The following is a 13,732-nucleotide window of genomic DNA, read 5'->3' as shown; positions in this document are numbered from 1 at the left end:
AAATGCGCCGCTTGATAGCTATTTTTATGCTTGCATTGCTACCGTTTCAGTTCAGCTGGTCCGCGGTTGCTGCTTATTGCATGCATGAAAGTGCGACAACTCAGACGCAACACGTGGGGCATCATGAACACAAGCATGAGGCCGAAAGCGTGGTCGGCCAGGCAGACAAGAGCGGGCAAAACGCCGACCAGTTTGATGTTGATTGCTGGGTTTGCCATGGCGCCGGCATCGGCGCCCTCAACTTTGCCTATGCCAAGCAAGGTACTTCTCACGATAGCAATGTGGGTGCTCTGCCCTATGTGCGACTTGCTGAAGTAACACTCACTCCCCTGACCGCCCTCGGTGGTCAGTCCTCACCTAATCGGCGGGGCATCTCTCCTTCCGTCAGCCATTCGTGTCCGCCCTACAGGCGGATGTAGTTGCGCGTACCGTGGCTGTGATGAGTGACGAATTGCCAGGCAACTGCACGGTTGCCGTCCCGCCGATTCCTTCGTGCTTTGAAATCACTGGAGAATCGGATGTTCAAAGGTATTTGCCTTCAAGGAAAGCCGGACGCATGGCGCGGCCGCAAGAAAATTAGACTCGCAACAAGCGCAGCGGCCATATTGCTGGCCGCTTCTAGCGGTGCTTTTTCGCAGGGTGTGTCGCAACGCCCTATCGGCGGCGAAGATGCACCTCTGACTGCTATAACAGCACCACCTACGCCGCTGTCGCTAACCCAGGCAATTGAATTGGCTTTGGAGGGAAATCCCGAGGTGGCAGCGGCGACGCGCCAGCTAGAGGCAACCGAGGGGCAAGTTCTGCAAGGACGCGCACGCCCCAATCCAGAGCTCGCCTACTCGCTGGAAGACGCACGCTCCAAAACGCGCACGCAAAGTTGGCAGCTCAACTTCCCAGTGGAATTGGGGGAAAGCGTGCCGCGCGCACCAAGGCAGCTGAAAAATCCCGCGAGCAGGCGCAAGCCCAACTCACCGAATTGAAGGCTACTGTGCGGGCCAATGTGGCTGCTGCCTACTTTGATGTGCTGACGGCGCAGGAGCGCCTGGTGCTCGCCAGGGACAGCGTGGCACTGGCCAAGTCTTCAACGGATACTGTCGCCAAGCGGGTGGCCGCCGGCAAGATCTCGCCCGTCGAAGAGTCCAAGGCCCGCGTTGCAGAAGCTGGTATTCGCGTTGAGCTCGCCCAGGCTGCGAGTGAAGAACGCAACGCCCTGTCCCGTCTATTTGCGCTATTGGGAAAGATCGACGTGCCTTTCACGGTCCTGGAGGGAAAGGCTGGAAACCTCCCCCTGTACCGAACCTCGCCGATCTTCAGCCTCTCATTTCTTCTTCGCCAGCCGTTGTCCTGGCGAGAATCGAGGTGGATCGGCGCAAGGCATTGACCGACCTGGAACAAAGCAAGCGGGTGCCCGATGTCACCGTCAGTGTTGGCATGCAGCGCAGCAACGAGATGCAGCGAAACGTTCTTCTTTTCGGTGTCTCTGTGCCTCTCCCCGTGTTTGACCGCAACCAGGGCAATCTCCTCGAAGCACTAAAGCTTGAGGACAAAGCGCGTGATGAGTTGCAGGGGGCCACCGTGCGCCTGCATAGCGAAGTGGCGCAGGCCCGGGAGCGACTTGCGACGATCGCTGTAGAGATCCAATCTCTGCAGCAGGACGTGCTTCCGGGGGCGAAGTCAGCTTATGACGCGGCCACCATTGGCTTTGAGAACGGCAAGTTCAATTTCCTGGAGGTGCTCGATGCGCAGCGCACCTACTTCACCGCCAAGTCCCAGTACCTCAAAGCACTTGGCGAGGCGCATCGCGCAGCGGCCGATGTTGATCGCCTGCTCGGCGGCCGTATCGATCCCGGCCAGACAACAAAGCAGAACTGAGAATGACCATGAACACCAGCAAATCCTTTATCAGCAAAAAGCACATGATCGCCATTGCCATCGTCCTCGCATTGGGGGGCGGGGCGGGAACCTTCATCTTGCAGGGCGGCGGCAAGCCCAAAGCCGCGGCAGCAGAGGGTGATGGTCATGGCCACGGCGGCCACACCGAGGCCAAGGGGCACGGTGATGGTGAGCACCATGGCAAGGGCGGCGAAAAGGGCCACGACGATGACAAGGGCCATGCGGACGGCGAGCACCACGAAAAGAGTGAAACCAAGGGCGCCCACGGCGGCACCGTCTTCAAAGAAGGGGATTTCAGCCTGGAGGCGCTACTGTCTGAGGACGGCGGAGAACCTCGGCTGCGCATCTGGTTGTTCGACAAGGACAAGGCGCTGCCCCTGAATGCCGCGACGGTCACCGCAACAGTGACCCGCCTAACCGACGAAAAGCAGAAGCTGACTTTCATCCAGGAAAAAGACAGCCTGGTCAGTAAGGAAATCGTTCCCGAACCCCATGCATTTGAGATCGAAATCATTGCGCAGACGGCCACCGAGCCCTTCATGTTCGTGATGAGCAAGGAAGAGGGCAAGGTTGAATTGGCAGACGCTCAGATCAAGGCTGCCTCGATCACGGTGGATACGACATCCCCTGCCAATATCAAGACAGCACTTTTGTTGCCTGGCGAGATAAAGCTCAACGAAGACCGCACCTCGCACGTCGTCCCGCGACTCGCCGGCGTGGTGGAAAGCGTCAGCGCCAGCCTCGGCCAGGTCGTCAAGAAGGGACAAGTCCTGGCTGCCATTGCCAGCCCCACTGCCTCGGAACAACGCAGCGAGCTGCAGACGGCCCACAAGCGCCTGGCGCTGGCCAAGACGACTTACGAGCGTGAAAAGAAGCTGTGGGAGCAGAAGGTATCGGCTGAACAGGACTACTTACAGGCCAAGCAGGCATTGAGCGAAGCAGAGGTGGCTGTGGCCAACGCTAATCAAAAGCTGAGTGCGCTGGGCCTGTCCACCTCGTCGGCGTCTGGTCTCAATCGCATTGAGTTGCGTGCGCCCTTTGATGGGATCATCATCGAGAAGCATCTGAGCCTGGGCGAAGCCGTCAAGGAAGATGCTGCCGTGTTCACCGTCTCGGACCTCTCCACCGTGTGGGCTGAAATCAACCTTCCAGCGAAGGATCTGCCGTCGGTGCGGGTGGGCGAGAAAGTCACCATCAAGGCCACTGCGTTCGATGCCTCGGCCACGGGTACGGTCGCTTTTGTGGGCGCGCTGATCGGCGAGCAAACCCGCACAGCCAAAGCCCGCGTGGTTCTGGACAATCCCAAGGGCGCCTGGCGCCCCGGCCTGTTCGTGAACGTCGAGGTTATTTCTGAAGAAACGGCGGCACCCGTGACGATCTCGGCTGACGCGGTACAGAACCTTGGAGACAAGCCCGTTGTCTTTCTCAAGGTCAACGGTGGGTTCATTGCTCAGCCCGTGAAGCTGGGCCGCAGCGATGGCAAGCGGATCGAGGTCCTTGGGGGCCTCAAGGCCGGCATGCCTTACGCCTCGACTGGCAGCTTCGTCGTGAAGTCTGAGCTCGGCAAGGGATCTGCCGAACACACGCACTGATCCCGGAGCCCATACATGTTTGAAAAACTCATTCGATTCTCCATCGAGCAGCGATGGCTGGTGCTGCTTGCGGCCTTCGCAATGGCGGCCTTCGGCGTCTTCAGCTACCAGAAGCTGCCTATTGACGCCGTGCCCGACATCACGAACGTCCAGGTCCAGATCAACACGCAGGCGGCCGGGTACTCGCCCCTTGAGACCGAGCAGCGGGTCACATACCCGATTGAGACGGTCATGGCCGGCCTGCCGAACCTGGATCAGACGCGGTCGCTTTCGCGGTATGGACTGTCGCAGGTCACTGTCATCTTCAAGGACGGCACCGACATCTATTTCGCTCGCCAACTCGTTAACGAGCGCATCCAGGAGGCCCGGGACAAACTGCCTGCAGGCATCACGCCGGCGCTGGGGCCCATCTCGACCGGGCTGGGGGAAATCTATCTCTGGACCGTCGAAACCAAGGACGGAGCAAAGAAGCCGGACGGCTCACCCTACACCCCCACAGACCTGCGAGAAATCCAGGACTGGATCATCAAACCGCAGCTGCGCAACGTTCCAGGCGTGACGGAAATCAACTCCATCGGTGGCTTTGCCAAGGAGTATCAGATAGCGCCAATCCCCGAGCGCCTAGCTTCACTGGGCGTGACGCTGCAGGATGTGGTCACCGCCCTGGACCGCAACAACGGCAACGTGGGCGCCGGCTATATCGAAAAGCGCGGCGAGCAGTACCTCATCCGCGCACCTGGCCAGGTGAAATCCCTGGAAGACATCGGCAACGTGATCCTCAGCAGTGCCAACGGTGTTCCTGTGCGCGTCAAGGACGTGGCCGAAGTGGGCATTGGCCGGGAGCTTCGGACTGGAGCTGCAACGGACAACGGACGGGAAGTGGTTCTCGGTACCGTGTTCATGCTGATTGGCGAAAACAGCCGGACCGTCTCCCAAGCGGTGGACAAGAAGATGGTGGAAGTCAACAAGAGCCTTCCTGAAGGCGTGCACGCGGTGACGGTCTACGACCGTACCGTTCTCGTCGACAAGGCTATCAACACGGTGAAGAAGAACCTGCTGGAAGGCGCGGTTCTCGTGATCGTGATCCTGTTTCTGTTCCTGGGGAACATCCGCGCAGCGATCATTACCGCAATGGTCATTCCCTTGTCGATGCTCTTCACGTTCACGGGCATGGTCCAGTACAAGGTGAGTGCCAACCTGATGAGTCTGGGGGCACTGGACTTCGGCATCATCATTGACGGCGCCGTTGTGATCGTTGAGAACTGTGTTCGGCGTCTTGCCCACGCACAAGCGCATCACGGGCGGCCGCTGACCCGGGCAGAGCGCTTCCATGAAGTGTTCCTCGCGTCCCAAGAGTCGCGCCGCCCCTTGCTGTTCGGGCAACTGATCATCATGGTGGTGTACCTGCCCATCTTCGCGCTCACGGGCGTTGAAGGAAAGATGTTCCACCCGATGGCGTTCACCGTGGTCGCCGCGCTGCTCGGCGCGATGATTTTGTCGGTGACGTTCATTCCGGCAGCCGTTGCGCTTTTCATTGGCAATCGGGTCAGCGAGAAGGAGAATTTTCTCCTTGGCTATGCCAAGCGCATGTACGCCCCGCTGCTCGATCGCGTGATGGGCGCCAAAACGCTGGTTCTCACCATTGCCGCGGTCGCTGTGGTCTTGTGCGGATTGATCGCCACCCGCATGGGCAGCGAATTCGTTCCCAACCTCAATGAGGGTGATCTTGCCATCCAGGCGCTGCGCATTCCGGGCACCAGCTTGTCCCAGTCGGTTGCAATGCAGCAGCAGATCGAACGGACCTTGAAGGCGAAATTTCCCGAGATCGAACGCATCTTCGCCAGAACTGGTACTGCAGAGATTGCTTCGGACCCGATGCCGCCGAACATCTCGGACGGGTACATCATGCTCAAGCCCATGGATGAATGGCCTGAGCCACGCAAGACCCGGGACGAGTTGCTCGCCGCGATACAGGAAGTCCTTGGGAAAATTCCTGGCAACAACTATGAGTTCTCTCAACCCATTCAGCTGCGTTTCAACGAGCTGATTTCGGGTGTGCGCAGTGACGTGGCGGTAAAGATCTTCGGCGACGACATGGACGTGCTGAACAAGTCCGCCGAAGAGGTCTCTGCGATGCTGCAGAAGATCCAAGGCTCCTCGGAAGTCAAGGTCGAGCAGACGACCGGCCTTCCAATGCTCACGGTGAACATCGACCGCCAGAAGGCAGCGCGCTATGGACTGAACGTTGCTGACATCCAGGACACCGTGGCCACGGCCATCGGCGGGCGCGAGGCCGGCACGATGTTCGAAGGCGACCGTCGGTTCGACATCCTTGTTCGCCTCCCCGAGGCACTGCGCAACGATCTGGAAGGGATGAAGCGGTTGCCCATCCCATTGCCGCGATCTGGGACTGGCACGGACGCCAAGACCAACTTCATTCCACTGGGTGAAGTCGCCACGTTCGAGCTTGCGCCCGGTCCCAACCAGGTCAGCCGCGAGAACGGCAAGCGACGTATTGTGGTCAGCACCAACGTGCGTGGACGCGATGTCGGTTCCTTTGTCGCGGAGGCCGAGCAAGGCCTGGCGCAGATCAAGATCCCTACGGGCTACTGGACAAGCTGGGGCGGAACCTTCGAGAACTTGCAATCGGCCACGAAGCGCCTGCAGATTGTTGTTCCCGTCTCCCTGCTGCTGGTCTTCGTGCTGCTGTTCGCGATGTTTGGCAACGCCAAGGATGGTCTGCTGGTCTTCACCGGCATCCCATTCGCTTTGACGGGCGGCATCCTGGCGCTTTGGCTTCGCGACATTCCGATGTCAATATCGGCGGCCGTTGGGTTCATCGCGCTCTCAGGGGTAGCGGTGCTCAACGGGCTGGTGATGATTTCCTACATCCGCAGCTTGAGGGAGGACGGTGTCGGGCTTGATGAAGCGATTCGCGAAGGCGCTTTGACCCGGTTGCGGCCAGTGCTCATGACAGCGCTCGTAGCATCGCTGGGCTTCATTCCCATGGCCATTGCCACAGGCACCGGCGCCGAAGTCCAGCGGCCTTTGGCAACGGTAGTGATCGGCGGAATTCTCTCTTCCACATTGCTCACGCTGCTCGTGCTGCCGATTCTTTACCGTCTGGCCCACAGGCCTGATGAGAAAGATGAGGACGTTTCGGCAGAACCCTCGCACCCGCCGGACGTGCCCGCTCCCGTGTAGTTGTGAAAGGCCCCGCTGATCGCGGGATCTTTCATTTCCTTAAACCTTGCTTCGAAGGAATATTTATGAAAATCTCTCAACTCATTCTCGCTCTGGCTGTGTCGATCTCAGGCACGGCCTTCGCTGCCGACAACCACGGACACGATGTAAAGCCCATGCACGGTGGTGCTGTCGCAGAGGCCAAGGATGTCGAATACGAATTTGTCGCCGCAGCGGACAAGTTGCAGCTCTACATGCGCGACCATGGCAAGCCCGTTGCCGTCGCAGGGATGACCGCGAAGGTCACGCTTTTGGCTGGCAGCGATAAGCAGGACGTGCAACTCCAACCTGGTGACGGCAAGCTGGAAGCCTCGGGAAGCTTCAAAGTCCCAGCGGGCACAAAAGCCATTGTTGCTGTCTCTAAGGCGGGGAAATCTGTCGCTTCCGTCCGATTCACATTGAAATAACACGAAAAGCGCATGGGATCACCGCTGGCTGATGTGCGGCGGCGATTCCACGCCCCCCCACTCAAAGTGGCTTTCCATTGGAATGACGTCGCAGCGACTCAGTCCAGGTGCGATGGGAGGAGCAATCCATGTCGTTGCAGGGAATCCAGGATAGTCTGTTCGCCAAGCTGTTCTGGATATGGATCGGCCTGCTGATTTCCGTGTTTGTGTTTTGGGGACTGAGACACCTATGGCTCAAATTCCATCCCCCGCTGGAGGTGCGACCCAAGTACAGCCGTCGCTTGGCCGAGAGACTGAGAAACCGCCAGGCAACGCGTCTGAAGTGCAGACCACCGAGGAAGCCGCGGCATCGCCACTGACAGCGAAAGACTCAAACGCAGGCCCTGCGGACTCAGCACCGTCGCTCGCTCGGCGGCCGATTGCAATTTCAGGAAACAGACCATGGGCAAAAGCTCTGAGCACGCCTTGCCGGCGTCGGGAAACGAAAAGGCGCTGCGCTATGCGTTGATACTCACCGGCGGCTTCATGCTTGCCGAGGTCATTGGCGGGGTCATGCTCAACAGCCTAGCGCTGCTATCAGACGCCGCACACATGTTCACCGACGTTGCGGCCCTGGCTATTGCGCTGGCCGCTATACGGGTTGGTCGCCGGGCCGTGGACGACCGGCGCACTTTCGGCTATCACCGATTTGAAATCCTGGCGGCTGCGTTCAATGCCCTGCTGCTGTTTGGGGTCGCCGCCTACATCCTGTATGAGGCCTGGCAGCGCTGGAGCAATCCGCCTGCGGTTCAGACCACAGGAGTGCTGGTGATCGCGGTGTTGGGCACGGTCGTGAACCTTGTGAGCATGCGTCTTCTGTCCTCGGGCAAGGACTCAAGCCTCAATGTCAAAGGCGCCTACCTGGAGGTCTGGAGCGACCTGCTCGGCTCTATCGGGGTCATCATCGGTGCGCTGGTCATTCGATTCACAGGATGGAATTGGGTGGACACCGTCATCGCCGTCGCCATCGGACTCTGGGTATTGCCGCGCACCTGGATCCTCTTGAAGGAAACCCTCAACATCCTGCTGGAGGGCGTCCCCGAGGGCATCGAGCTGTCCAAGTTGAACCAGGCATTGCTGGAGTTGCCAGGTGTGCTCTCCGTGCATGAGCTCCATGTCTGGGCAGTCAGCAGCGCCAAGACGAGTCTGAGCGCACACGTCGTTTACAACCCGCAAGCAGCGCAACCAGGGGCCTTGCTAGCGGCCATCAATCAGCTGTTGCGAGCGCAATACGAGATCACCCACACCACCATCCAGCTGGAAATCGAGGCCTGCAATGCAGTTGGGGTAGCCGATGTTCTGAAGGCAGGTTCTGATCACTGGAAGGTCCCCGCATGATGCTGGCGCAGTTGATCAGCCAGCCAGCGACAGGGCACCACAGTGGATGCGCTGGTTACCGCAAAGGCCCGAGAGGGTGCAGCGTGTTGATTTCCACGCAGAAGTGACCCACTAACCCCCAGGAGGGGGTGCGGACGAAAACTTGGACTACTAGAAGGTAGTTCATGTATTCCTACGAAGACCGAATCCGAGCCGTTGAGCTGTACATCAAGCTGGGCAAACGCACCAGCCCGACCATCAGACAGTTGGGGTACCCGACCAAGAATTCATTGAAAGGTTGGTATCGGGAATATCAGCAGCGCCAGGACTTGCCTAAAGGCTATGCGGGGCGTGAGCCCAAGTTCTCACAGCCGCAGAAGGCTGCCGCCCTTGAGCACTACCTAACCCATGATCGATGCATCGCGGCCACGATGAGGGCTCTGGGTTACCCCGGTCGTGGAACGCTGACCAAGTGGGTCCGCGAGGCATTCCCTGAGGCCAGGAGGGCCGTCGTCGGCAGTGTGGGCCAACGAAGGTATCCCGAGTCCTTGAAGCAAGCGGGAGTGATGGAGCTTTGCACCCGGCAGGAAAGTGCACAGGCTGTTGCCGACAGGCTCGGCGTGTGCCGACCAACGTTGTACAACTGGAAGAACCAGCTTCTGGGGCGTGAGGCACCCGCATCAATGAAACACACCGATCGATCACCCCAGGCGCAAGAGCGCGAAGAGCTCGAGCGCCAGGTTGAAATACTGCGCCACGAAGTCAGGCAACTGCGCCTCGAGCAGGACCTCTTGAACAAGGCCAATGAACTGCTAAAAAAAGGCCTGGGCGTCGATCTGCAACTCCTGTCCAACCGGGAGAAGACACTGCTGATTGACGCCCTCAGGGAGCACTATGGCCTGCCAGAGCTCCTTGCACAGTTGGGTCTTGCGCGCAGCTCGTACTTCTACCATCGGGCCCGCGCGGCAATCGGAGACAAGTACGTGAAGGTGCGCCAATCCATCACCGCGATCTTTGAGTCCAATCACCGCTGCTACGGCTACCGCAGGCTGCACGCCTCACTGGCCAGAGAGCAATGCCCGATCTCCGAGAAGGTAGTGCAGCGGCTGATGAAGCAAGAGAGCTTGGTCGTTGCAAAGCCCAAGCGGCGGCGATATGCCTCTTACCTTGGCGAGATCAGCCCGGCACCAGAGAACATCATCAACCGTGACTTCCAGGCTGCGGCGCCCAACGAGAAATGGCTGACCGACATCACAGAGTTCCAGATTCCTGCAGGCAAGGTCTACCTGTCACCGATCATCGATTGCTTCGACGGGATGGTGGTCAGCTGGACCATTGGCACGAGCCCGGATGCTGAGCTGGTCAACACGATGCTGGATGCTGCTATTGAGACGGTGGCAGAGACCAACGATCGACCTGTGGTCCACTCCGACCGCGGAGGGCACTACCGTTGGCCCGGCTGGCTATCGAGAATGAGCGACGCGGACCTTACCCGTTCGATGTCCCGCAAAGCCTGCTCGCCTGACAACGCGGCGTGCGAGGGATTCTTCGGTAGGCTGAAGAATGAGCTGTTCTATCCTCGGGACTGGAAGAGCGTCACGATCGAACAGTTCATTGGGGTGGTCGACGACTACATCCGTTGGTACAACGAGAAGCGGATCAAGATCTCCCTGGGGGCCCTCAGCCCGATCGAATACCGGGTGAGTCTTGGACTTGCGGCATAAAACCAGTCCAAGTTTTTATCCGCACCCCCGGTGGGTTAGGTTTGCGTGGAAATCAACACTCTGTGTCAGGGCCTTCGCGGCGGGCTACCGCGCGAGCGGTTTAGTCCTCCGCTGCAAAGCAGTCGTATGAAGAGATGCCGATATCGTTCGTCACAACAGCTTTGCAGCTGGGTTGTCATTGGAAGGGCGGTAGTAGCCCACAACGCTGGCAACGCTTCTGTGGCCCGTCATTGCCATCGTGTCTGCCAAAGGCACTTTCTGGACGGCCGCCTCAGTCACAAATCCAGACCTCAGCGAATGCGCAGAAAACACCTCCGGCAGTCCGGCAAGTTTTGCGCGCTCGCGAACAATATCTCGCACGGCGGCAGGGGAGAGGGGTTCTCCAAGGTGTCCGCCTTTCCTGACCTGCCTGAATATTGCACCGTCCACGATGCCCGAAGCTGTTAACCATGCCTGCAGCGCTTCGCCCGCAATGCCCGCCAGAGGTTTCACGTTCTCCGGACGATCCGCTGCAGTCTGGTTGCTTTTGGAATAGGCGAGGGTGTAGGTGAAGCTGCTGGGCCCCACCCGGTGAAGATTCTTCATCGTCGCCCCCGTCACTTCTGATCGGCGGCGCCCGCCCGATGCCCAGGCAAAGAGGAGGAGGGCGCGGTCACGGATGCCCTTGAGTGATTCGTCGCAGGTGTCGAGGATGGCCATCAATGGGTCCTTGGTCAGCGCATCTTTCTTCTGCGGAAGCGCGCCACGTTTGCCGTAGGCCCGCCGAGTCTTGGCCAGCAGCTCGCGGACTTTGGGGTCCTGGCAAGGATTTTTTAGCTCTCGGAGCTGATGCGCCTTGGACAGCACGGCAATCCGATGGATCAAGGTATTGAGCGCCATTGGGCCTGGCTTGCCTTTGAATCCCGCATCCACCAGCGCTTGGTCAATTGCTGGCGGTAGCTCGTGAGCCAGGCCATCGGTGGTAGTCCGCTGTGCGTGATCCACGATGAACTGCAGGACGGCGTTCGCAGGCAGCGGTAGCGTGATGCCTTGCCCGTACCGAACGCCAAACCAGGCAGCCCAATAGCGCAGCGCAGAGCGATAGCTGGCCAACGTGTTCAAGGACTCGCCCTCGCGCATCAACTCTTCAACGGCCTGCGCAGTCACAAGCGACAGGGAGGACGGCTCCAGCGAGGGGATATTTCTCAGAGACGGCAGGCGCATGGTTGAAACCGAGGTTGTAAAGGCAAAATTTTGATAAAACTACATATGATGTATTGTTTACAACAAATATAGTTGATAGATCACGATAAGCATCGATTATCGTTGGTAAAAATGTAGTGGAGTAGGGCGATGCAGTCAAAAATTGTTCGAGGTCCGCGTGGTGTGCAAATGGAGGAGGTCTGGGCAGCCGCCGACGCTGTTCTGAATCAGGGTGAGCGTCCCACGATTGAACGGGTGCGCCAGCAGCTCGGTCGCGGATCACCCAATACCGTAGGCCCCATGCTGGATTCATGGTATAGCTCCTTGGCAAAGAGGCTGCTCACCCCTGGGGAGGCACTCGATCAACCAGAAGACCCAGGCGAGCAACTGCCAGGCCCGGTGCTGAGGGCCGCAAAGACGCTTTGGGGACGGGCGGTTCAACACGCTCAAGATGGCGCGACCGCGGCGATGGCCCAGGCACAAGCTGAGCTGGATAAACGAGCGGAGGCCATCAAACAGGCTCAGCAGGAGCTCGATAACGAGCGACAGCGCCTTAAAGACCGCAGTGAGGCCTTTGAGGTGGCCATGCAAGCCAAGGATGCTCAGATCACAGAGATGGCCGGGCAAGTCAGGGAATTGCATGCGCAGGTGCAGGCATTCCAGAGCCAGCTAGATGAGGCTCGGACCCAGAACGTCCAGCTTCAACAGGCCACGGAGGCACAGCGGCAACGCCAAGAAAGCGCAGAGGCCGAGCACCGGGCGGAGCGCTTGGGGCTTGAAGAGCGCGCCCACGCCAACGAACGCAGGCTCAACACCGAGGTAGACCGGGCACGGCTCGAGTCCAAGAGGCTGGCCGGGCAGCTGGAGGTCGACAACAGAAAGTCGGCCGGCGCACTTGCAGAGGCAACCGAGAAGATGAGAGCCCTGGAGGCTGAGTTGACCTTGCTACAGGCGGATAAGGCCCAGCTGGCGAAAGAGCTTCAGCTGGCCCGGGACGAGACAAGCACCTGGAAATCGAAGTTTGAGGAGAGCCGCCACGACATGTATGCCGTACTCACTGAGCTTCGGGATCGATTGCCACCAAAGAACAGCGAGACAGCAACGCCAGCAGTCGGGTCTCGAAGGAACAGACACAAGCGCTAGATTACCTGCAGGAGCCTGACTCCTTAAACGTACGTCCAATTGACGTCAGGTTACAACTTCTCTTTGAAAATAAACACAACTTCAGTTACGTAAACGCCCAGGAAGGGGTTCCATGGAATTCACCAACCATGTGTTTACTACGATGTGTATTATGTTAAGTCGAAGAAACGGGCAGGCGCCCTGGAAGTGCGTTATTCCATTCGTACCCTGATCTGCCCCGCACTCACATGGAAGCTCAGTATTGGAGTGCTGGGGTCTGAAAACGGTGCACCCAGTGCCATTTCACCGCTCGAATGCAGAACACACTGGTTGCGCCGGAGATGGGTTTCAGAGGTACCCTCACCGGAGAATCGAACCCAAGTACCGTAGGTGCTCAGATCCGTCAGGATAAAGGCCCCGTTGATCCACTCTATGCGGGCGTGCCTGCGGGAGACGCGTTGATCATTGACCACGAAAGCGCAACCTGCGGCACGGCCGAACTCAATCGGCAGCTCGTTGGCCAGAAACAATTGATTGGCATCCAGCCAGGTCAACTCAATGTTGCTGGAAGCCTCGCCAAAATCGATACCGCCGAACTCCTGCAAACCTCCACACACGGTCATGAGCTCCGTGGTGACTTCGTCGCTCCATTCGACTTGATAGATCGAATGTGGTTGTGCAATTCCCCGGATGTCGATCATGCCCAACGGCCTGTACCTGACAAATTCAAGCATGGAGTCGGCGCGAGCCGAACGAGGCTCTCCCCGCAGGTGCTTGATGACGGACTCTGTGGCCCATATTTCATTGGCACCGCCCATGTCAGACAACCGCGCCGCCAAGTTGACTGCATCACCATAGGAATCGTCGCCCATGCGTACCACGGGCCCCAGTGCCAGACCGATCTTCAAGCCCATGCGCAAGGGCTCGGGCCAGTGACGAATTCTTCCGCTATGGTGCCGCTGTAGAAATACAGCGACAGACACGGCAGACGCGCTGCTCTTGAACTCGGCCAGGACCCCGTCGCCCAGGAATTTGACAATGCGACCTTCATGTGCCTCGCAAGCTTGCCCAATCCAGTGGGTTACCTTCGAAATAACGCCGGCCACCTCTTCATTGCCAAGCGCCTGATAAGCCGCTGTGCTACCCGAAAGATCTATGAAGGCAATGGTTTGTGCAGTACTTTGCATGCGTTGAGAGGTAACCTGCCCTTGAA

The 13,732-nt window shown here is 58.8% G+C and carries 11 protein-coding genes; 9 read left to right on the top strand and 2 right to left on the bottom strand.

All coding sequences use genetic code 11. The annotated features are described in order from the left end of the window. The first annotated feature begins 2 nt into the window (after positions 1-2). The 8 genes from AAAK34_RS12410 to AAAK34_RS12375 all read left to right on the top strand — a co-directional run bounded on the left by AAAK34_RS12410 (position 3) and on the right by AAAK34_RS12375 (position 10,215). The gene (locus AAAK34_RS12410) at positions 3-419 is read left to right on the top strand and encodes a cation efflux protein, CzcI family (protein ID WP_431777323.1); all 417 of its coding nucleotides are present in this window, start codon (positions 3-5) and stop codon (positions 417-419) included. 458 nt (positions 420-877) lie between these two features. Beyond that, positions 878-1,381, top strand: a complete 504-nt coding sequence (locus tag AAAK34_RS12405; protein ID WP_431777322.1) for a TolC family protein — start codon at positions 878-880, stop codon at positions 1,379-1,381. Next, positions 1,378-1,872: a TolC family protein gene (locus tag AAAK34_RS12400; protein WP_431777321.1), complete on the top strand. Its 495-nt coding sequence runs from the start codon at positions 1,378-1,380 to the stop codon at positions 1,870-1,872. Before AAAK34_RS12405 ends, AAAK34_RS12400 begins: the two co-directional genes overlap by 4 nt. 2 nt (positions 1,873-1,874) lie before the next feature. Then, entirely contained in the window at positions 1,875-3,485 is a 1,611-nt protein-coding gene (locus tag AAAK34_RS12395; RefSeq protein ID WP_231693321.1) for an efflux RND transporter periplasmic adaptor subunit, read from the top strand. 15 nt (positions 3,486-3,500) lie between these two features. Further along, positions 3,501-6,689: a CusA/CzcA family heavy metal efflux RND transporter gene (locus AAAK34_RS12390; protein WP_231693320.1), complete on the top strand. Its 3,189-nt coding sequence runs from the start codon at positions 3,501-3,503 to the stop codon at positions 6,687-6,689. Between the two features lie 65 nt (positions 6,690-6,754). Then, positions 6,755-7,135: a hypothetical protein gene (locus AAAK34_RS12385; protein WP_231693319.1), complete on the top strand. Its 381-nt coding sequence runs from the start codon at positions 6,755-6,757 to the stop codon at positions 7,133-7,135. Between the two features lie 441 nt (positions 7,136-7,576). Next, positions 7,577-8,512: a cation diffusion facilitator family transporter gene (locus AAAK34_RS12380; RefSeq protein WP_231693318.1), complete on the top strand. Its 936-nt coding sequence runs from the start codon at positions 7,577-7,579 to the stop codon at positions 8,510-8,512. Between the two features lie 164 nt (positions 8,513-8,676). After that, positions 8,677-10,215, top strand: coding sequence for an IS3 family transposase (locus AAAK34_RS12375; protein WP_231693317.1), 1,539 nt, complete (start codon positions 8,677-8,679; stop codon positions 10,213-10,215). Positions 10,216-10,365: 150 nt separating this feature from the next. Here the strand turns inward: AAAK34_RS12375 and AAAK34_RS12370 are convergent, their stop codons facing one another. Continuing rightward, complete coding sequence (locus AAAK34_RS12370) at positions 10,366-11,418, bottom strand: site-specific integrase (protein WP_231693316.1); 1,053 nt, start codon at positions 11,416-11,418, stop codon at positions 10,366-10,368. Positions 11,419-11,547: 129 nt separating this feature from the next. On the opposite strand from AAAK34_RS12370, the gene AAAK34_RS12365 reads away from it, so the two are divergent. After that, the gene (locus tag AAAK34_RS12365) at positions 11,548-12,540 is read left to right on the top strand and encodes a DNA-binding protein (RefSeq protein ID WP_231693315.1); all 993 of its coding nucleotides are present in this window, start codon (positions 11,548-11,550) and stop codon (positions 12,538-12,540) included. A gap of 191 nt (positions 12,541-12,731) precedes the next feature. Here the strand turns inward: AAAK34_RS12365 and AAAK34_RS12360 are convergent, their stop codons facing one another. Then, positions 12,732-13,706, bottom strand: coding sequence for an FHA domain-containing protein (locus AAAK34_RS12360; protein WP_431777320.1), 975 nt, complete (start codon positions 13,704-13,706; stop codon positions 12,732-12,734). Positions 13,707-13,732 lie beyond the last annotated feature (26 nt).

The organism is Ottowia caeni (assembly GCF_050821495.1).
Classification (GTDB): domain Bacteria; phylum Pseudomonadota; class Gammaproteobacteria; order Burkholderiales; family Burkholderiaceae_C; genus Ottowia; species Ottowia caeni.
This window is presented reverse-complemented; position numbering and strand designations above follow the sequence as displayed.